Source organism: Achromobacter spanius (assembly GCF_003994415.1).
GTDB lineage: Bacteria > Pseudomonadota > Gammaproteobacteria > Burkholderiales > Burkholderiaceae_B > Achromobacter > Achromobacter spanius_C.
This window is the reverse complement of the sequence record NZ_CP034689.1, coordinates 1,389,391-1,410,058: the sequence shown is the minus strand read 5'-3', so window position 1 is coordinate 1,410,058 and position 20,668 is coordinate 1,389,391. Positions and strand designations below refer to the sequence as shown.

At 62.3% G+C, this 20,668-nt stretch carries 16 protein-coding genes and 1 tRNA gene; 3 read left to right on the top strand and 14 right to left on the bottom strand.

The window, feature by feature from the left end:
• Positions 1–84: 84 nt before the first annotated feature.
• Positions 85–2,247, bottom strand: a complete 2,163-nt coding sequence (pnp, locus tag ELS24_RS06355; protein WP_050449604.1) for a polyribonucleotide nucleotidyltransferase — start codon at positions 2,245–2,247, stop codon at positions 85–87.
• Positions 2,248–2,338: 91 nt separating this feature from the next.
• Positions 2,339–2,608 (bottom strand): 30S ribosomal protein S15, encoded by a 270-nt coding sequence (gene rpsO / locus ELS24_RS06350; protein WP_006223612.1) that lies wholly within the window; start codon positions 2,606–2,608, stop codon positions 2,339–2,341.
• A gap of 316 nt (positions 2,609–2,924) precedes the next feature.
• Between rpsO and ELS24_RS06345 the strand changes: the two genes are divergently transcribed.
• A complete protein-coding gene (locus tag ELS24_RS06345) occupies positions 2,925–3,443 on the top strand; it encodes a hypothetical protein (protein ID WP_050449603.1) in 519 nt (172 codons plus the stop codon).
• Positions 3,444–3,523: 80 nt separating this feature from the next.
• Here ELS24_RS06345 and pssA read toward each other — a convergent pair whose 3' ends face one another.
• From pssA to ELS24_RS06325, 4 genes are all read right to left on the bottom strand, one after another.
• Positions 3,524–4,297: a CDP-diacylglycerol--serine O-phosphatidyltransferase gene (pssA, locus tag ELS24_RS06340; RefSeq protein WP_050447173.1), complete on the bottom strand. Its 774-nt coding sequence runs from the start codon at positions 4,295–4,297 to the stop codon at positions 3,524–3,526.
• Between the two features lie 166 nt (positions 4,298–4,463).
• A complete protein-coding gene (ilvC, locus tag ELS24_RS06335) occupies positions 4,464–5,480 on the bottom strand; it encodes a ketol-acid reductoisomerase (RefSeq protein ID WP_046807014.1) in 1,017 nt (338 codons plus the stop codon).
• A gap of 76 nt (positions 5,481–5,556) precedes the next feature.
• Positions 5,557–6,048 (bottom strand): acetolactate synthase small subunit, encoded by a 492-nt coding sequence (gene ilvN / locus ELS24_RS06330; RefSeq protein ID WP_050447174.1) that lies wholly within the window; start codon positions 6,046–6,048, stop codon positions 5,557–5,559.
• Positions 6,049–6,058: 10 nt separating this feature from the next.
• On the bottom strand, positions 6,059–7,774 hold the full coding sequence (locus tag ELS24_RS06325; protein ID WP_050447175.1) for an acetolactate synthase 3 catalytic subunit: 1,716 nt from the start codon (positions 7,772–7,774) through the stop codon (positions 6,059–6,061).
• A gap of 493 nt (positions 7,775–8,267) precedes the next feature.
• Here ELS24_RS06325 and ELS24_RS06320 point away from each other — a divergent pair, with 493 nt between their 5' ends.
• A complete protein-coding gene (locus tag ELS24_RS06320) occupies positions 8,268–10,544 on the top strand; it encodes an FUSC family protein (protein WP_127183690.1) in 2,277 nt (758 codons plus the stop codon).
• A gap of 209 nt (positions 10,545–10,753) precedes the next feature.
• On the opposite strand, the gene ELS24_RS06315 is transcribed toward ELS24_RS06320, so the two are convergent.
• The 4 genes from ELS24_RS06315 to ELS24_RS06300 form a co-directional block, all read right to left on the bottom strand.
• The gene (locus ELS24_RS06315; protein ID WP_127183689.1) at positions 10,754–11,887 is read right to left on the bottom strand and encodes an IS481 family transposase; all 1,134 of its coding nucleotides are present in this window, start codon (positions 11,885–11,887) and stop codon (positions 10,754–10,756) included.
• A 688-nt stretch (positions 11,888–12,575) separates the two neighbouring features.
• On the bottom strand, positions 12,576–13,349 hold the full coding sequence (gene yaaA / locus ELS24_RS06310) for a peroxide stress protein YaaA (protein ID WP_127183688.1): 774 nt from the start codon (positions 13,347–13,349) through the stop codon (positions 12,576–12,578).
• Positions 13,350–13,364: 15 nt separating this feature from the next.
• Positions 13,365–14,147, bottom strand: a complete 783-nt coding sequence (locus tag ELS24_RS06305; RefSeq protein ID WP_050447178.1) for a 3-hydroxybutyrate dehydrogenase — start codon at positions 14,145–14,147, stop codon at positions 13,365–13,367.
• A gap of 103 nt (positions 14,148–14,250) precedes the next feature.
• Positions 14,251–15,456: a cation:proton antiporter gene (locus tag ELS24_RS06300; RefSeq protein WP_127183687.1), complete on the bottom strand. Its 1,206-nt coding sequence runs from the start codon at positions 15,454–15,456 to the stop codon at positions 14,251–14,253.
• Between the two features lie 273 nt (positions 15,457–15,729).
• Here ELS24_RS06300 and ELS24_RS06295 point away from each other — a divergent pair.
• A tRNA-Ser gene (locus ELS24_RS06295) sits at positions 15,730–15,820 on the top strand.
• A 168-nt stretch (positions 15,821–15,988) separates the two neighbouring features.
• Here the strand turns inward: ELS24_RS06295 and ELS24_RS06290 are convergent.
• The 4 genes from ELS24_RS06290 to ELS24_RS06275 all read right to left on the bottom strand — a co-directional run bounded on the left by ELS24_RS06290 (position 15,989) and on the right by ELS24_RS06275 (position 20,653).
• On the bottom strand, positions 15,989–17,539 hold the full coding sequence (locus ELS24_RS06290; RefSeq protein WP_127183686.1) for a methyl-accepting chemotaxis protein: 1,551 nt from the start codon (positions 17,537–17,539) through the stop codon (positions 15,989–15,991).
• Positions 17,540–17,756: 217 nt separating this feature from the next.
• On the bottom strand, positions 17,757–19,034 hold the full coding sequence (locus ELS24_RS06285) for a DUF2254 domain-containing protein (protein WP_050447184.1): 1,278 nt from the start codon (positions 19,032–19,034) through the stop codon (positions 17,757–17,759).
• A 23-nt stretch (positions 19,035–19,057) separates the two neighbouring features.
• The gene (locus ELS24_RS06280; RefSeq protein WP_050447185.1) at positions 19,058–19,672 is read right to left on the bottom strand and encodes a flavin reductase family protein; all 615 of its coding nucleotides are present in this window, start codon (positions 19,670–19,672) and stop codon (positions 19,058–19,060) included.
• A gap of 3 nt (positions 19,673–19,675) precedes the next feature.
• Entirely contained in the window at positions 19,676–20,653 is a 978-nt protein-coding gene (locus tag ELS24_RS06275; RefSeq protein ID WP_127183685.1) for a carbon-nitrogen hydrolase family protein, read from the bottom strand.
• Between the last annotated feature and the right edge of the window lie 15 nt (positions 20,654–20,668).

Genomic DNA, 20,668 nt, shown 5'->3' with positions numbered 1-20,668 from the left:
CGCAAGACTTTACAGGAAAGGCGGTCATGGCCCAAAAAAAACGGCGCCTTGCGGCGCCGTTCTTCGTTCAATCAGCCTGCCAGCTTATTCAGCTTGCGGTTCCGATTGGGGGGCAGCTTCCGGAGCGGCAGCGGGTTGCTGCGCTTCGATACCGCCGATTGCCTTGATGGACAGGCGCAGGCGGCCCTTGTCGTCGGCCTCGATGACCTTGACGCGGACTTGCTGGCCGACCTTCAGCACATCATTGATGTTCGCGATGCGGTAATTGGCGATTTCCGAGATGTGCAGCAGACCGTCGCGGCCCGGCAGCACTTGCACGATGGCGCCGAAGTCCAGCAGACGCAGGACCGAGCCTTCGTAGATCTGGCCCACTTCGACGTCGGCGGTCAGTTCGACGATGCGGCGCTGGGCTTCTTTGGCCTGCACTTCGTCGACGCTGGCGATCACGATCGTGCCGTCGTCGGAGATGTCGATCTGCGTGCCGGTTTCTTCGGTCAGCGCGCGGATGGTGGCGCCGCCCTTGCCGATCACGTCGCGGATCTTCTCGGGGTTGATCTTGATGGTCAGCATGCGCGGGGCGAAAGCCGAGAGCTCGCCACGCGAACCGTCCAGCGCTTCCTTCATCTTGGTCAGGATGTGCAGGCGGCCTTCGCGGGCTTGCGCCAGCGCCACTTGCATGATTTCCTTGGTGATGCCCTGGATCTTGATGTCCATCTGCAGTGCGGTGACGCCGTTTTCGGTGCCCGCAACCTTGAAGTCCATGTCGCCCAGGTGATCTTCGTCACCCAGAATGTCGGTCAGCACGGCGAACTTGCCGCCGTCCAGGATCAGGCCCATGGCCACACCGGCCACGTGATCCTTGACCGGCACGCCGGCGTCCATCATGGCCAGCGAGCCGCCGCAGACCGAAGCCATCGACGACGAGCCGTTGGACTCGGTGATTTCCGACACGATGCGGATCGTGTATTGGAAGTCTTCCGGCGCCGGCAGCAGCGGGATCAGCGAACGCTTGGCCAGACGGCCGTGGCCGATTTCGCGGCGCTTGGGCACACCGATGCGGCCCGTTTCGCCGGTGGCGAACGGAGGCATGTTGTAGTGCATCATGAAGCGGTCGCGGTATTCACCCATGAGCGCGTCGATGATCTGCTCGTCTTGCTTGGTGCCCAGCGTGGCCACGACCAGCGCTTGCGTTTCACCACGGGTGAACAGCGCGCTGCCGTGTGCGCGGGGCAGCACGCCCAGACGCACGCTGATGGGGCGCACGGTGCGAGTGTCGCGACCGTCGATACGCGGTTCACCGTTCAGGATCTGACCGCGAACGATGGCCGATTCCAGCGAGAACATGATGTTGTCGACGGTCACGGCGTCAGGGGCGGACTCGCCCTTTTCGGCAGCGGCGGCAGCCAGCTTGGCCGACACGTCAGCCGACACTTCACGCAGCTTGGCGGTGCGGGCTTGCTTTTCGCGGATCTGGTAGGCGGCGTTCAGGCCTTCCTGGGCAGCCGCGGTCACGGCGGCGATCAGGGCTTCGTCCTTGGCCGGCGCTTGCCAGTCCCAATCGGGCTTGCCAGCGTCCTTCACCAGTTCGTGAATGGCGTTGATGACAGCCTGCATTTGCTCGTGGCCGTAGACCACGCCGCCCAGCATGATTTCTTCGGACAGCTGTTGAGCTTCCGATTCCACCATCAGCACGGCGTTTTCCGTACCGGCAACCACCAGGTCCAGCTTGGACGACTTCAGTTGCGATGCGGTCGGGTTCAGGGCGTATTGGCCATCGATGTAGCCAACGCGCGCGGCGCCGATCGGGCCGTTGAACGGGATGCCGGAGATGGCCAGCGCAGCCGATGCGCCGATCATGGCGGCGATGTCGGGATCAATCTCGGGATTGACCGACAGCGTGTGGATGACCACTTGGACTTCGTTGTAGAAGTCTTCGGGGAACAGCGGACGCAGCGGACGATCGATCAGGCGCGAGGTCAGCGTTTCCTTTTCGGAGGGCTTGCCTTCACGCTTGAAGAACCCACCCGGAATACGGCCGGCAGCGTAGGTCTTCTCGATGTAGTCGACGGTCAGCGGGAAAAACGTTTGACCCGGCTTGGCCTTCTTGGAAGCCACAACGGTGGCCAGGACAACGGTGTCCTCGATCGACACCACAACGGCGCCGGAGGCCTGGCGAGCGATCTCGCCAGTTTCCAGGACGACCGTGTGCTGGCCGTACTGGAACGATTTTGTCACTTTGTTGAACATGACGATTATTCCTTACAAATGAAAAACCGTGGCCGCTGCGACAATACGTCGCACCGACCACGGTTGCGTCATGGGGAGCCAGCCCCGTCGATCACTTGCGCAGACCGAGTTTTTCGATCAGAGCGCGGTACGAATCGGGATTGCGGCCCTTGAGATAGTCGAGCAGCTTGCGGCGACGGCTGACCATACGCAGCAGACCGCGGCGCGAGTGATGGTCCTTCATGTGTTCTTTGAAGTGACCAGTCAGTTCGTTGATACGGGCGGTGAGCAGAGCCACCTGAACTTCGGGGGAGCCGGTATCGCCTTGAGCGCGTTGGAATTGCGCAACGATATCGGATTTCTTGATGTCAGCTACAGACATTGATGACCTCTTCGGACATGCGACAGGGCCGAGGTGCCCTGACGTGGTTTGGAAAAAATTTGCGTGAATTCCGGCGATAAGCGTTTTTGCTTTCTCACTGCTGCTTCAATAGCTGCCAGAATGGCCCACCACACACGAATTGCTTACGGCTTGGGGGTCACTCCGCAGCCGGACTGCCGGCGCAAAGCATCTTGCAAAATCAATACACTTGATAAAGCTCGGCGATTATAGCTGATTCGCTAGAATTACCCCACAGGTGGTTTTGGGGGCGGCACCGGCCCGCAGCGCCCGAGCGGCACCCTTGAGGAGCAAATACATGTCTAAATATTTCAGACCCGCGCGCGCGGCCCTGGCTACCCTGGCGATCGCCAGCCTGGCGGCTTGCGCCAACATGACCCAGATCCCGCCCGGCACCCCCTACGGCGAAGTGCTTACCCAATTCGGCCAGCCCAACTTCGAATGCCCGCAAGCCGGCGGCGGGCGCCGGGTGATCTGGACGCAACAACCCATGGGGCAATACGCCTGGGGCACCAACGTGGGCACGGACGGTCGCGTGGGCCAGGTGCTGCCGCTGCTGACGGATGCGCACTTCAAAGTGCTGGAAACCGGCGACTGGGGCCCCGACCGCGTGCGCTGCGAATTCGGGCCGCCCGCCCAAATCGATGTCACGGGCCTGGGCGAAAAGCGCGAAGTCGTGTGGTCGTACCGGTACAAGGAAAACGGCGTGTGGAATTCGCTGATGTACGTCTACATGAGCCGCGACGGCAGCAAGGTGACACACTTCCATCCCGGCCCCGATCCCATGTACGACGACGACAGGTTCATGTGGCGCTGAATTCACCACCAACAAAAAACCCGCCAATATTTACTTGGCGGTTTTTTTTGCGGCTGCGATTTGAAGCAGCGGTCAGCGGATCAGGACGAATGGCTGCGGCGCTCTTGCGTCAGGCGGCGCGCCTTGTTCCAGCGCCAGCCCCACATGACCCAACCCGACAAGCCATACAGCACGAACAGGCCGAACAGCACAACCGGGGGGTCGCTGGAGACGAACACGAATACCGCCACCACCAGCAAGATGCCCCAGAACGGCACGCTGCGACCCAGCGCAAAGCTCTTGCCGCTGAAGAACGGGGCGTTGGACACCATGGTGATGCCCGCGTACATGGTCAGCGTGAACGCCACCCAGGCCATCAGGCTGTCGTGAATGGGCAGCTTGTTGTCCACCGCCAGCCATACAAAACCCGCCACCAGCGCGGCAGCGGCCGGGCTGGGCAAGCCTTGGAAATAACGTTTGTCGACGACGGCGATATTGGTATTGAAGCGCGCCAGGCGCAGCGCGGCGCCTGCCACATAGACAAAGGCGGCCAGCCAACCCCAGCGGCCCAAATCATTCAAGATCCATTCGTACATGACCAGCGCGGGCGCCACGCCGAAGGACGTCATGTCAGACAAGGAGTCATATTGTTCACCGAATGCCGACTGCGTGTTGGTCAGGCGAGCCACCCGGCCATCCATGCCATCCAGCACCATGGCCACGAAAATGGCGATGGCGGCAACTTCGAAGCGATCATTCATTGCCTGCACCACGGCATAGAACCCCGCAAACAGCGCAGCGGTGGTGAATGCGTTGGGCAGCAAGTAGATACTTCGGTGGCGGTTCTCGGAATCGCGCATGGAAAAATTGGGCATGGTCTCAATAACTTACAACGGACTGTGAAAGGTTAACTCATATGGCCCCGCTTGCGGGACAGAGCAAGTGCCGTGCCTGGGGAAAAGGCAATAAAAAACGGCATGCCCTTTGGAGGCATGCCGTCTTGCCGGACGGGGCGCGGGACCAGCCCGCGCCGGGCGCCGATCAGTTCTTGGACTTGTCCACCAGCTTGTTGGCGGCGATCCAGGGCATCATGGCGCGCAGCTTGCCACCCACTTGCTCGATCTGCGATTCCGCGTTGATGCGGCGGCGCGAGGTCAGCGTCGGGGCGCCGGCGGTGTTTTCCAGGATGAACTTCTTGGCGTATTCGCCGGTCTGGATGTCCGTCAGGCACTGGCGCATGGCCTTGCGGGTTTCGTCGGTGACGATCTTCGGACCCGTTTCGTACTCGCCGAATTCGGCGTTGTTCGAGATCGAGTAGTTCATGTTGGCGATGCCGCCTTCATAGATCAGGTCAACGATCAGCTTCAGTTCGTGCAGGCATTCGAAGTACGCCATTTCGGGCGCGTAGCCGGCTTCCACCAGCGTGTCGAAACCGGCCTTGATCAGTTCGACGGTACCGCCGCACAGCACGGCCTGTTCGCCGAACAGGTCGGTTTCGGTTTCTTCGCGGAAGTTGGTTTCGATAATGCCGGCACGGCCGCCGCCGTTGGCGCTGGCGTACGACAGGGCCACGTCACGCGCGGCGCCCGACTTGTCTTGGTACACGGCCACCAGGTGGGGCACGCCGCCACCTTGCTTGTACGTGTTGCGCACCGTGTGGCCGGGCGCCTTCGGGGCGATCATGATGACGTCGATGTCTTCACGCGGCACGACCTGGCCGTAGTGGACGTTGAAGCCGTGGGCGAAAGCCAGGGCAGCGCCGGCCTTGATGTTGCCGTGCACTTCCTTGTTGTAGACCGAGGCGATGTTCTCGTCGGGCAGCAACATCATGACGATGTCGGCGGCCTTCACGGCGTCAGCCACTTCCTTGACTTCCAGGCCAGCGTTGGCGGCCTTGTTCCACGAAGCGCCGTCCTTGCGCAGGCCGACGATGACCTTCACGCCCGATTCATGCAGGTTCTGCGCGTGCGCGTGGCCTTGCGAACCGTAGCCGATGATGGCAACGGTCTTGCCTTTGATGAGGGACAGATCGCAGTCTTTGTCGTAGAAAACTTTCATGGTTGTGCTCCAGATTCCAGTATTTTGGATATTCGATTAATTCAGATGTAGGGTGTGGCGTGGCCTGGAAGGCCGGTCAAATCTTCAAAATCCGTTCACCGCGTCCGATGCCGGACACGCCGGTGCGTACGGTTTCAAGGATGGCACTGCGGTCCAGGGCCTCCAGGAAGGCCTGTACTTTTTCCTGCACCCCGGTCAATTCGATGGTGTAGGACTTGTCGGTCACGTCGATGATGCGGCCGCGGAAAATATCCGCCATGCGCTTCATCTCTTCGCGTTCCTTGCCCACGGCGCGCACCTTCACGAGCATCAGCTCGCGCTCGATGTGGGCGCCTTCGGTCAGGTCCACCACTTTAACGACATCCACCAGGCGGTTCAGGTGCTTGGTGATCTGTTCGATCACGTCATCGGAACCGGTGGTCACGATGGTCATGCGCGACAGCGTGGCGTCCTCGGTGGGCGCCACGGTCAGGGTTTCAATGTTGTAGCCCCGCGCGGAAAACAGCCCCACCACGCGCGACAGCGCGCCGGGTTCGTTTTCGAGGAGGACGGAAATCACGTGCTTCATGGGGGCCTCCTTACAGGTCTTCAGAGCCAAGCAGCATTTCGGTCAGCCCACGGCCGGCCTTGACCATCGGCCACACGTTTTCGGTGCGGTCGGTGATGAAGTCCAGGAAAACCAGGCGTTCCTTGTGCTTGCCAAAGGCTTCGCGCAGCGCGGGTTCGACATCCGCCGGACGCTCGATACGCAGACCCACGTGGCCATAGGCCTCGGCCACCTTGACGAAGTCGGGCAGCGAATCCATGTAGGACTCGGAATAGCGCGAGCCGTAATCGATCTGCTGCCATTGCCGGACCATGCCCAGAAAACGGTTGTTCAGGCAGACGATCTTGGGCGTCAGGCGGTATTGGTGGCAGGTCGACAGTTCCTGGATGTTCATCTGGATTGACGCTTCGCCGGTGATGACGGCGACGTCGTGCCCAGGGTTGGCCATCTGCACGCCCATTGCGTACGGCAGCCCCACACCCATGGTGCCCAGGCCGCCGGAGTTGATCCAGCGGCGCGGCTTGTCGAACTTGTAGTACTGGGCCGCCCACATCTGGTGCTGGCCCACGTCGGACGTGACGAAGGCGTCGCCACCCGTCACTTCCCAGAGCTTTTCCACCACGTATTGCGGCTTGATGACTTCGTCCGAGTTGGCGAACTTCAGGCATTCCTTGCCGCGCCAGGTCTCGACCTGCTCCCACCACTTGGTGATGGACGCGGGCTTGTGCTCGGCGGCCGCCACTTCGTATTGGGCGGACAGGTCAGCCAGCACATCCTTGACGTTACCCACGATCGGGACGTCCACGCGCACGCGCTTGGAGATCGACGACGGATCAATATCGATATGGATGATCTTGCGGGCGTTCTGCGCGAAGTGCTTGGGGTTGCCGATCACGCGGTCATCGAAACGCGCGCCAATGGCCAGCAGCACGTCGCAATGCTGCATCGCCATATTGGCTTCGTAGGTGCCGTGCATGCCGGGCATGCCCACGAACTGGCCGCTGCTGGCCGGGTAGCCGCCCAGACCCATCAGGGTGCTGGTGCACGGCGCGCCCAGTTGCGACACCAGCTTGTTCAACTCGGGCGCGGCGTTCGACAGGATGACGCCGCCGCCCGTGTAGATCATGGGCCGTTCGGCGGTCAGCAGCATCTGCACGGCTTTTTTGATTTGCCCCTGGTGGCCCTTGTTGACGGGCGCGTAGGAACGCATCGAGATCTCGCCCTTGGGCGGCGTGTACTTGCACTGCGCGACGGTGATGTCCTTGGGGATATCCACCAGCACCGGGCCGGGACGGCCCGTGCGCGCGATGTAGAACGCGCGGCGCATGGTTTCGGCCAGGTCCTTGACGTCACGCACCAGGAAGTTGTGCTTGACGCAGGGGCGCGTGATGCCGACGGTGTCGCATTCCTGGAACGCATCTTCGCCGATGGCCGCAGTGGGCACTTGCCCGCTGATGATGACCATGGGGATGGAATCCATATAGGCGGTGGCGATGCCGGTGACGGCATTGGTCACGCCCGGGCCGCTGGTCACGAGGCAGACGCCAACCTTTTGCGACGAGCGCGAATAGGCATCGGCGGCGTGCACGGCGGCTTGCTCGTGACGAACCAGGATATGCTGAAATTTGTCTTGCTTGAAGATCGCGTCGTAGATGTAAAGCACTGCGCCGCCGGGGTAGCCGAAAACGTGTTCCACGCCCTCATCGGCCAGGCAGCGCACGACGATATCGGCGCCATTCATTTCCATGTTTATTTCCTTTCAGTACCGGCCCTGCAACCCTGACTGCTGCTCGCCCGGATACGGCGGCAACGGAACCCATACCGGCTACGACAACATGATCCGGCGCTTAGCGGCTCACGGAGCCACGCCACCCGGACACCCTGCCGACCCGGCACACGCTCGACAGAACGCAGTGCAAACGCCCCTTGGGGACGCTGGAGGTCGAAATGGAAGCTTTGGCAACACACGCTTGTGGCGCGGCCAACAGCAAGTATCACTGCGGCAGGATGGCTGGGGAGGTGACCCGTACCATCCGCCTCAACGCGCCGGTATCGGATAGGCAGACCGGCGCAAGAGGTGGAATTTACCGCGTTGCGTCAAAGGTAGCAAATCGACGTGAAACGACCGTTGCGCGCGCGATGCAGCCGGTCTGACAGGGAAAGTCCTGTAACCATCCGACCCCAAAAATTCCACCAGCGTCTCTATACTTGTTGCGTCGTCCCGAACCCAGTTCCGTCCCATGGATTTGCGCATTGCCAGCATTCGCCGTTTCCTCTACAGCCACTACTTCTTCGGAGGGGTGCGCCAGGGGGTTGGCATGCTGTTGCCCGTGCTGGTGCTGGGCGGGCTGTTCGGTAACTACACCACCGGGCTGGTCGCGACCTTTGGCGCGCAGTGCCTGGCCATCATCGACCAACCGGGCGGCCCGCAGCGTCATCGCACCAACGAAATGCTGGGCGGGGCCGCGCTGGGCACCGTTACCGTCATCATCACGGGGCTCGCATCCACGAACCCCATCCTGATCTGGCTGGTGGTGATTGCACAGTGCTTCGTCTATTCGATGTTCACCGTGTTCGGCAAGCGCGGCGGGCTGATCGGCTTTGCCGGCCTGCTGCTGATGACCTTGACGATGCATTCGCCGCTACAGCCGCACGAAGTCTTCGCGCACGCGGTCGCCACCTTGGGCGGGGCGCTTTTCTATGTAGTGTTCAGCCTGGGATTTTCGCGCTTGTTCTGGCTGCGCGAGGAACAGCAGGCCATGTCGGTGGCGCTGTTCGCCACGGCCGACTACGTGGCCGCCCGCGCCGCCTTCTACGACGAGACGGCCGACCTGGACGAGGCCTATCGCACCCTGATCCAACGCCAGTCTGTCATGACGGAAAAACACCAGGCCGCGCGCGACATGGTGCTGCGCGCCCTGCCCCGAGGCAAGGGCGTGGGCGACCGTCAGCGCGTGATGATCTGGAACATGTTCGTCGACATGCTGCAACTGCTGGACACGCTGGTCGCCACCCACACCGACTACGCCGCGCTGCGCCGCACGCTGGCCGGCAACGACTGCCTGATGTTCATGCGCGACGCGCTGGTGAAGATGTCGTTGGAACTCAACCGCATTGCACTGGACGTGTCGCGTGGTCGCCAGGTGCAGTACCGCAGCAGCGCCAAGGCGGAGCTGCGCGCCATCGAATACGAAATTGAACAGCTCAAGCAGCAAGGTCTGGGCGAGCGCGAACCCGAGATGCTGGCGCTGATCATCCAGGTACTGCGCCGCCTGCGCAATTCGGCCCGCATTGTCGACCGCCTGGCCGACCACACGGCGGCATCGCCGGACGCCAAGCCCACCGACGTGCTGCGCATCAACAAGTCGTTGACGCGCTTTATCTCGCGCCAGGAATTCCGCTTTGGGCTGTTGACCAGCAACCTGCGGCTGGATTCGCCGCACTTCCGTTATGCGCTGCGCGTGACGGCGGCCGCCGCCATTGCCATGACGCTGGCCAGCCGCTGGCTGTCGCCGGAATTTTCCGCGCACAACTACTGGATCATGCTGACCATCGTCATCATCATGAAGCCCGGCTTCGCGCTGACGCGGCAGCGCAATGGCTGGCGGTTGGGCGGTACTTTGATCGGCTGCATCTGCGCGCTGCTGCTGTTCAACCTGACCGACAGCCCCGAGATCCTGTTCGCCGTGCTGCTGGGCGCCTGCATCATGGGCAACAGCCTGGTGCAACTGAACTACATGGCCAGCGCCATTTTCAACACGCTCTTCGTGGTGCTGGTGTTCCATTTCGTGTCGCCGGGCACCGTGTCGATGGCGGTGATCGGTGAACGCGCCATCGACACATTGCTGGGCTGCGCGCTGGCGCTGATCTGCAGCTACATCCTGCCGTGGTGGGAAGCACGCTATCTGAAACCGCTGGCCGCCGCCGCCACCCGCGCCAACCGGGAATACTTGCTGGCCGGGCTGCGCTACGTAGAAGCCATGCAAACGAATGCGGGGCTTGCCACGACTGCGGGTACGAATACAGCCACGACGGCAGCCGCGAACGCTACAACGAGCGCCACCACCGCCGCGGACACCCCCGCCGTCATCGATGCGGACCTGGCCTGGCGCCTGGCGCGCAAGAACGTGCACATTGCATTCAGCAATTTCGCCGAAGCGTTCTACCGCATGATGAGCGAACCCAAATCGCATCAGCTCAGCGTGCCGGAATTGAACAACCTGCTGATCCAGAACCACGTTCTGGCCTCGCAGATCACGGCGGCGATACCCATTCTGGCGGCGCTACCCAAAACACCTGAAGCGGTGCAGTTGGCGCTGAACGGCATGGTCGACCTGCTGGACGAAAAGCGCCCCCAGATCGCCACGACCCTGCCCACGCAATTCGACACGGCAGGCGAACAGGCGGCATTGGCCTATCCGCTGAAACAGATGCTGAAAGCAGCACACATGATCCGCCAGGAGCTACAAGCGCTGGCCGACCCCACGCATGCCCCGCCCGTGGCGGCGGCAGCGTGAATGATGCGGTTGGATAGGTAGGATGGGTGCAGCGCGCGTTGGCGTGGGCAAGAAGATGCCGCCGATCGCGCGGAACCCATCAGACAACCGTAAGCTCGTGGCTGATCCTGTTAAGAATTCAGCGCTGCTTGATGGGTTCGCGCGTTTGTATGGACCGGGGACATGGGTGACACATGTTCGGGGACATGGGTAACACATAGGTTTTTATCCTATTGGCGTGCTCTGAGGTCGATCTGTTGGACAATTTTGTACAGGAAGACGACATCGAGCACGCCGTCTTGCGAGGAGGGTCTGACCGCGACCGGCAGACCCGCCATTCCCTCTCCGACGAAGACGACGCGTCCGTTCACAATGATCTGCCCCTTGGTCCTGACCTTGAGCACTCGATCGCCCGGCTCGTATTCGATCGGAGGCAACGAGGCAGGATAGCGACGAGGGCTAGGTCTATATCTCGACAGGGGCGGCATCTGCCCCAACGCCTGGTGGGGCCGGACGTGGTTGTACTGTTCACGCCACTGATCCATGGCTTGCTGGCAGTCCAGCAGACTGCTAAACCCCCGGGCCTGGATCAACTCGCGCTTGAGCGTTCGATGCAGGCGTTCTAGCTTGCCCTGGGTTTGCGGGTGGCGAGGACGACTGTGGCTGATACGCACACCCAGCCGCATGAGCCAAACCTCCAGGCCTGTCAGCCCCAGGCCGCGCACCGATGCCCAGGATGGGCCGTTATCCGCGGTGATCCGTTCGGGCAATCCGTAACGGCGAAATACGGCCTTCAGGTGCTGCTGCACGGTTTTGCTGCGCTCATCGCCACAAGCCTGGATGCACAGGGCGTAGCGTGAGTGATCGTCCAATAGCGTCAGCGGATGGCACCGTCCCTGACGCGCGTCGGTCAGGGCAAAGTGCCCCTTGAAGTCCATCTGCCACAACAGGTTTGGCGCTTCATGCTCAAAGCGCTGGTTCGCCAGCCCGACGTTCGAGTCCTCGCCTTGGACCCGATAGCCATGTCGTCGCAAAATTGCCGAGATGGTACTGGGCGCGGGCGCCGTAGTCGGCCCAAGCAGCGCCCGCAACTTGCGAGGCCCCCAGTACGGGTAACGCTTGTGCAGGTCGATCACCTGCGCTTCGATTTGCTCACACGTGCGCCCAGGACTATTGCCAGGCCTGCGAGACAGATCTTGCAACCCAGCCTGGCCGTTCCGCTCGTAGCGGCCCAACCACTTGTAGGCGGTCTTGGCGCTGATATCGAAACGCCGGCAAAGCTCCCGCACATTGCTGCCCGGTTGCAGGGCAAGCTGAACGAACTCCATTCGGCAGGACATAAGGCTTGACTCCTTCCACGGCATCGCTCGCTCCTAAAAACGACCATACCGTGATGCTAGAAGTGTTACCTATGTCCCCGAACACCCGTTACCCATGTCCCCGGTCCATACAGCGTTGAGCGGTTTCTTTCTTTTTTAGACAATCTCGCGCCACACCCATCCTACGATCATGCCAATTTGCCCGGAACGTAGGATCGGTGCAGCGCGAGTTAGCGCCAACCAAGAAACCCACCGCCAATCGCGCGGAACCCATCACGACCGCCCCAATTCGCCACGAACGTAGGATGGGTGCAGCGCGCGTTGGCCCCGGCCAAGAAACACACCGCCAATCGCGCGAAACCCATCACGACCGCCCCAGTTCACCACGAACGTAGGATGGGTGCAGCGCGCGTTGGCCCCGGCCAAGAACCCCACCACCAATCGCGCGAAACCCATCACGACCGCCCCAATTCGCCACGAACGTAGGATGGGTGCAGCGCGCGTTGGCCCCGGCCAAGAACCCCACCACCAATCGCGCGAAACCCATCACGACCGCCCCAATTCGCCACGAACGTAGGATGGGTGCAGCGCGCGTTGGCCCCGGCCAAGAAACACACCGCAGATCGCGCGAAACCCATCACGACCGCCCCAGTTTGCCCCGAAACGTAGGATGGGTGCAGCGCGGATCGGCCCCGGTAAGAACACACCGCCGATCGCGCGGAACCCATCACACTCACCCCACCTTACGCCGAAACACCAGCTTGTCTTCCGTTGAAACCGATGCGTCATAGGCGTAGCCTTCCAGATCAAAGCCTTGCAAGCCTTCCGGCTTGGCAACCTTATGCTGGATGGCGTAGCGCGCCATCAGCCCGCGCGCGCGCTTGGCGTGGAAGCTGATGATTTTCCAGGCGCCGTTCTTCCAGTCCTGGAACACGCATTGCACCACGCGCGCCTTCAGCGTTTTCAAGTCGACCGACTTGAAGTATTCCTCGGACGCCAGATTGACGATCACCGGCGCCTTCTTGCCCGCCTGACGCTCATTCAGATAATCGGCAATCGTCGAACCCCAATACTCATACAGGTTCTTGCCTTTGGACGTCTCCAGACGCGTACCCATTTCCAGGCGATACGGCTGCATCAGGTCCAACGGGCGCAGCACGCCGTACAAGCCACTGAGGATGGCCACGTGCTCTTGCGCCCAATCCAGTTGCTTGGCCGACAGGCTGGACGCATCCAGCCCTTCGTACACATCGCCGTTGAACGCCAACACGGCCTGACGTGAATTCGCTTGGGTGAGGCTGCGCTTCCAATGCGCGTAACGCTGCGCATTCAGCTCGGACAGCGCCGGGCTCAGGCTCATCAATTCAGCGATGTCTTCCGCCGACTTGGTCTTCAGCACCTTGATCAGGCCGGCGGCCTGATCCACGAACAGCGGCTGGGTGTGCGTCTCGATATGCAGGGGCGAGTCGTAGTCCAGCTTCTTGGCGGGGGAAAGCAAAAACAACATTCCAGAGTTCCTTTATTAACGCGCCGTCCAGCCACCATCGACCGAAACCGACGTGCCGGTAATTTGCGCCGCGGCGTCGGATGCCAGGAACACGGCGGTACCGCCAAGCTGTTCCGGGGTCACGAATTGCAGCGACGGCTGCTTTTCGCTGAGCAGTTCGCGCGCGGCGGTTTCCTGGTCAACGCCGTTCTTTTCAGCCATGGCCGTGATCTGCTTTTCCACCAGCGGGGTGCGGACCCAGCCCGGGCAGATGGCGTTGGCGGTGATGCCCTGTCCGGCCGTTTCCAGCGCCGTGACCTTGGTGAAGCCCACCACGCCATGCTTGGCCGCCACATAGGCCGACTTGTTGGCCGAGGCCACCAGGCCGTGCGCCGAGGCAATGTTGATAATGCGGCCAAAGCCCTGCTTCTTCATGTGCGGCAGCGCGGCCGCCGTGCCATGGAACACGGCCGACAGGTTCAGCGCCAAGATGGCGTCCCACTTTTCAACCGGAAAGTCTTCGATCAGCGCGGTGTGCTGGATGCCGGCGTTGTTGACCAGGATGTCGATACGGCCCAACTGGCGCACCGCGTTTTCAACCAGCCCACGGACCGCATCGCCCTTGGACAGGTCGGCGCCGTCGTAGATCACCTTCACGCCGTACTTCTCGGCCAAACCCGCGCGCTCTTTTTCGATCGCGGCGGCGTCGCCAAAACCATTCAGGACGATATCAGCGCCTTGCTGGGCGAAGGCGGTGGCGATCCCCAGGCCGATACCGCTGGTGGAACCGGTGACAAGGGCAACTTTTCCTTTGAGCATGAGCATTCTCCTGTGGTCTGGCATAGGGACGAAAAGCGAAACGAGGTCAAGTGTAGCCGCCCGACCTGACGGTAATCTTGTCATGACCCCACGGGCAGCGGGGTCAAGCGCTTGGTGGTTTGTCGGACGAGTCCGAGCCAGACCCGGCATCCGCGGCCGAAGGCAGATCCGCCATACCGCCACGGTTCTCCGGCACGCGTTCCAACAACTTGATCAGCACCGGCACCACGCCCATGGATATGGCGACCACCACCGACAGCACGTCACGATGTTCCAGGCTGATCAAGTGGTTGTCCCAGGCTTCGTTGAAGATGGCGAAACTGAATTCTCCTCCCTGCGCCAGCACCATGGCGAACAGCAGCCGGTGGTAGCGCGGCAGGCCCATGAAGCGCGCAAATCCATACAGGACCAGCGCCTTGATCGCCAGCAAGGCGGCCACGCAGCCGATGATGAACGTCCAGTGGTTAGCCACCACCTTCAGGTTGACGGACATGCCGATCGCCAGGAAGAACAGGCCCAGCAATAGCCCCTTGAAGGGGTCGATGGCCTTTTCCAGGTCGTGCCGATAGCGGGACTCCGCCATCAACACCCCGACCAGAAAACCGCCCAAGCCCGCCGACAGGCCCGCGTAGTCGAACAATTGCGCAGCGCCCACCACCATGAGCAAGGCCGCCGCGGTAAAAAGTTCATTCAGCTGCGCCTTGGCGGCCCAGCCCAAGAGCCGCAGCCGGTAGGCCAGCGCCACCACCGCCACGGCGATCAGCGCTTCCTTGAAAGACGGGGCGGACGTGCCCTCAGACCCCAGCAAGCCCGCCGCCACCAGCATCGGAATGGCCGCCATGTCCTGAAACAGCAGCACGCCCAAGGCCGAACGGCCCAGCGGCGTGCGGGTCAAGCCGCGCTCATCCAACAGCCGCAACGCCACCGCCGTCGAAGACAAGGCCAGCGACAGCCCGCACAACACCGCCGCCTGCCATTCCATCCCGGCCAGATGCCTGAGCGCCGCGCCAAACACCAAGCCCAGCAGCAAGCCGCAGACCAGCATCTGCAAGCTTCCAACCAGGAAGACCTCGTTGCGCATGGCCCATAGCCGCCTGGGCGACAGCTCCAGCCCGATGATGAACAGCATCATCACCACGCCCCATTGCGACACGTTGATCATGGTGTCGACATTGGTCACCAGCTTCAGGCAGGACGGCCCGATCAGCACCCCTGCGATCAGGTAACCCGGAATGGCGCCCAGCCCCAGCCGCTGCGTGATGGGCACGCACAGCACGGCGGCAAGCAAGAGGATAAGGATCAGGTCCATGAAGCAAGAATGCCGCGTTGAAAGGGGGGTAGGCCAGGAAGCGCGAAGCCCGGATGGGCGAATTCTGGGCAAAGATCGACGCCGCCGGAAGTGCGGGATGCACCCTTTCAATAATTTTTTTCGCCCCCTTTACACACAGGAAAAAATTCCTGTAGAATTGCGGGCTTCGCTGCTCCAACAACGAAGATCCTTCCGACCAGGGATCTTGAAGTGACGGAACACAGAGGCCGAGAAATCGCCAATGTAGACATCACCGTTTTGGAACCCAGCCACGGAGAGGTGGCAGAGTGGTCGAATGTACCTGACTCGAAATCAGGCGTACGGTATCCCCGTACCGTGGGTTCGAATCCCACCCTCTCCGCCAAGTATTCAAGAACGAAGCCCCTGAGAAATCAGGGGCTTTTTTCTTTGTGGCGGGAAAACGGCGGACATGGTCCGGACCTATAGCCCGGACCTATAACCCGGGTTCCCCGCTTTAGGCCGCCCTACCCTACCGTCGCTAACGCATGGCTGATCGCGACCCGTTCCCGCGTCACCACCACTCCCCCGGCAGCTTGAACGCACTGACCGCGCGCGTCAGGTCGGCGGCCTGGTCCTGCATTGAACCGGCCGCGGCGGCGGCCTCTTCGACCAGCGCCGCGTTCTGCTGCGTTACCTCGTCCATTTGCGACACCGCGCGGTTGACTTGTTCGATGCCGTCGGCCTGCTCGGCCGATGCCGCGGCGATTTCGCCCATGATGTCCGTCACGCGCTGCACCGAGCTGACGATTTCCTGCATCGTGGCGCCGGCGCGCTCGGCGCTGATGGAACCCTGGCTGATCTTGTGCACCGTGTCTTCGATTAGCGTCTTGATTTCCTTGGCAGCCTGCGCGCTGCGTTGCGCCAGCGTGCGGACTTCGGCCGCCACCACGGCAAAACCCTTGCCCTGCTCGCCCGCCCGCGCGGCTTCCACCGCGGCGTTCAGCGCCAGGATGTTGGTCTGAAAGGCAATGCCGTCGATCACCGACACGATGTCGGCGATCTTGACCGAGCTGGACGAAATAGCGCTCATGGTGCTGACCACCTCGGACACGGTGGCACCACCGCGCGACGCGGTGTCCGAGGCGGTGGCGGCCAACTGGTTGGCCTGCCGCGCGCTGTCGGCGTTCAGTTTCACCGTGGACGACAACTGCTCCATGGACGCCGCGGTTTCTTCCAGGGACGCGGCCTGCTGTTCGGTGCGCGAGGACAGGTCCGCGTTGCCAGCCGCGATTTCGCCCGAGGCAGACGCCATGCTGTCCACGCCGGTTCGAATGCGCGCGACGGTGTCCGCCAGGTTGGCGTTCATGGACGCCAGGGCCTGCATCAATTGGCCGATCTCGTCGCGTGATTTCACGATGACGGTACTGGTCAGGTCATTGGCGGCAACGGTGCGCGCTACGCGCACGGCCGCGGACAGCGGGCGGGTAATGCCGCGCGTCAGCAGCACCGCCAGCAGCAAGCCACTGATCAGCGCTACCGAGCCAATGACGATCATCCAGAAATTAGCCGTGCGATACGCGCTTTGAATGTCGGCCGCTCGCGCATCGATCTCGGCGCGTTGCAAGGCGGACAGCTTGGTGATCTGGTCAATGAACTGGCGCGTGGCCGGCAGGAATTCCTGGGTGAAGACGCGGTTGGCCGTGTCCACGTCACCACTCTGCTTAGCCTTGAAGATGGCGTCGCGCGTGCGCAGGTAATCGCCGCGCGATTTGCCCACACCTTGCCACAATTGCTTTTCTTCGGGGGTCTGGATCAGCGGTTCAATCTGCTGCTGCAACGCCGAGGAATTCCGCGACGAGGCGGCGGCTTCGTCCGTGAAGAACGCCGCCAGGCTGGCGTCGGTGCTTTTTGCAATGGCGGTGGTGCGGGTAACGCCGGCCTGGATATTGCGGGCCCAATCGCTGATCAGGCGCTCCTTGATCAGGGAACGTTGGGTTACGGTTTCAACCGATTCATTGATGTTGGCCAGGCTGATAAGCCCGACCAGGCACATGACGGTGATCATGGCCAGCAAAATGCCGAATCCACCCGCCAAGCGGGTTCCAAGCTTCAGATTATTCATGGTGCTCAAAGGGATGAAAGATGCCAGCGGGGAAGTCGAAACCGAGGGTTCTCACCGAGGTTGAGCAGATGCTAGCAGCGGCGATTTGCGCCGCATCCCGGGAACTGGAGAACGAATTGGCACAAGCTCGTCCCTTTGCTAAATCGGGTCCGGACCGCGAGATTGCGCCCACCTGGAACGCCGAAAAACGGGGCCATCTCGCCCGGCGAGCCGCGCCCTAGCGCAGCAGCGGCAGAGCCAGCTCGCGTAGCCGCCGCTTGTCTTCATCCAAGCCCAACGCGTTCTCTGCGTACCCGAGCAAGCGCGCGGCATGCCGGGAAGCGGCCGGCTTGAATAGCGTCGGGTTGATCTCCGCCAGGCTCAACAGCGCCTTGGTCATGCGCATGTCGACTTCCAGCAAGCCCGCGCCGTCTCGGGCGATAGGGCCGAAAAAGTCGTCGAACAGATCGTCCACGTCCAGGCTTTGCACGTAGACCCGTTGGCAGTCGGGTTCGACCTCCTCTTGCTCGGCCGGTGGCTGCGCCCAGCAGGTCAGGCTTCGGACGCCCCTGCCGATGACGTCTATCGCCGTTCCGGGGTCATTGACGGCGGGCGACAAGGCGCGGGACGCAATTTCGGAAAGCACCGACAGGCCAAAGCGGGGGTCGTGCTCGAACGTGCGATACGTGCCCAGGGTGATGGCGCCCATGATGTCGTCGTCGAGCGCGTCGCGCACGGCCGGTTCGCTGCCGGACTCGGGCACCGTCCACGCCAGCACCATCCCGACATGGGCGAAGGCGCCGGGCAAAACATCCAGGTAGATCAAGGTCTGATGTTCCCGCGCGATCTGGCCCAGCGCCTGCACGTCGATGTGCTGGACGTAGCCCGTCTGCCCACTTGCCACAGCCTGCGCCGAACCGGGGCGCTGCCCCGACGCGGGATACGGGCTTGCGCCCAGACAAGGCCACTGAACGCGGTGCCGGATAGCGTCGATAGTCGCGGTTTCAACGCGGTCGATGGTTTCTCCGACGCGCCCGAGTTTCGACAGATGATCGATCCAGCGCAGCAGTGTGTAGACGATCAGGATCACTACCGCGATCGTCACCGCGAACAGCAGGACCCGCCCTTGCGCGCCATAGGCGCCCGTGCTTAGCGCGATGATGCCCACCAGGCTGAACAGAAACGAGCCGATGAAGGTCGCCAGGGCGTTCTGGGTGGTGGTGTCCTGCATCACGAGCGTGGTTGCGCGCGGCGTCACGCCACTGCTTGCCGCACCGTAGGCCGCCACCATGGTGCTGAGCGAAAAGGTGGTTACCGCCAACATGCTGGACGCGATGATGCCCAGGATCTTGTCCACCGCGTCGGCGCCGATGCGGGCGGGCAAGGTCTCGGGAATGGCGCCCTTGAAGATGACGGCAAGCAAGGCGGTCGCCACGCCCAGCAAGGAGAAAAGACTGGCCCTGAACCACAGGCGCCTGGTCAATTGCCTAAGCGCCCAGCGCCAACGAGCAATCATCTTTTCTCCTTTCTGTCATGCGGCTAGGGTTCGGTGGGCCTCGCCAACTGGAACAAATCCGTGCTGCGAGCGTACCACCCGCTGCCGTGCATGCGCGCAACCAGCCCCATTTCGGCGGTGTTCACGTAGCCGCGCTCGGCGTCCTGCACATAGGCATCGGCCACGTGCGCGCCCAGCACCCGGCCGATCACGACGACCTGGTGCGGGCCGGTCACGATGGTGGCCTGGCTGACGCATTCCAAAGACACCGGGCTGCCCTGGATCAAGGGCGGACGCACGTGCGCGGCGGGCAGCGCCGTCAGCCCCGCCTTGCTCAGTTCATCCACCCCAGGCGGGTAGTCCGCGCAGGTCTGGTTCATCTGCTGCATCAGGGCTTCGGGCACCAGGTTCACCACGAACTCGCCGTTTTCGATGATGTTGGCGCTGGTGTCTTTCAGTTCACCGTTGGCGCGGCGCATCAGGCCGATGGCAACCGTGGGTGGCTGGTGCCCCATGACGTTGAAAAAGCTGAACGGCGCCGCATTGACGCACCCGTCGCCCGATATCGTGGTGACCCACGCGATCGGGCGGGGGGTGACGGTCGAGGTCAGCAGCTTGTAGACCGTCTGCGAAGGCAAGGCGCTGAAATCAAAATGCATGTTTCAAGGCTCCTGCACGCCACTCGCCTGGGCGCTGGACACGGCGGACACGGCGGAAACCGCCCGCTTTTCGCGGGTGTCGACCTGAAGCTGAAACACGTCCGGCCGCGCGTAATGGCCGGACACGTCAAAGTCGTACTTGCCGCGCAGGATCTGGTTGGGGTTGATGTCGGCGTACAGAATGGTTTCGTCGGAAAAATCCGGGCCGGCCAGCACTTCGCCCAAGGGGTCGATGATGGCGCTGCCGCCCCGCATCAACACCGTGTCGGGCGCATCGCCCAGCGAGCATTCGAAGTCTTCCGGATAGGCGTCGCGGCGCAGGTGCTGGCAGGCGGTCAGCACATAGCAGCGGCCTTCCAGCGCAATGTGGCGCATGCTGGGAATCCAGCTATCGCGGTCGTCGGCCGTGGGCGCGCAGTACAAGGCCACGCCCTGGCTGTACATGTACATGCGCAACATGGGCATGTAGTTTTCCCAGCAGATGACCGCGCCGATCTTGCCGTAGGGCGTATCGAAAACGGGCATTGTCGAGCCGTCGCCAAAGCCCCAGATCAGCCGTTCGCCCGCCGTCGGCATCAGCTTGCGGTGCTTGCCGACCAGGCCTTGCTGGCCATTGAAGTACAGCACGGTGCAGTACAGCGTGCCGCCGTCGGCTTCAATGCAGCCCATGACGACGAAGCTATCGGTGTCGGCTGCGGCCTGCGCCACGATGGCAACTTCTTCGCCGTCCAGCCGCACGGCCTGCCGGTGATAGCTGGTGAAGGCGTCGCGGCCTTCGGGCTTGCGCACGCCGATGGGGGCGCCAAAGGAATTGCCCTTGGGGTAGCCCCCCAGGAAGGCTTCGGGAAACACCAGCACCCGGGCACCCTGCTCGGCCGCCTGCCGGATCAGCGACGCGGCCTTGTTGGCGCAGGCGACGCTGTCGGTGGGGATGGACGCCGCCTGGATGACGGCGGCCTTGAAACTCGCTTGCACGGACATGTTTCTCCTCGCTTT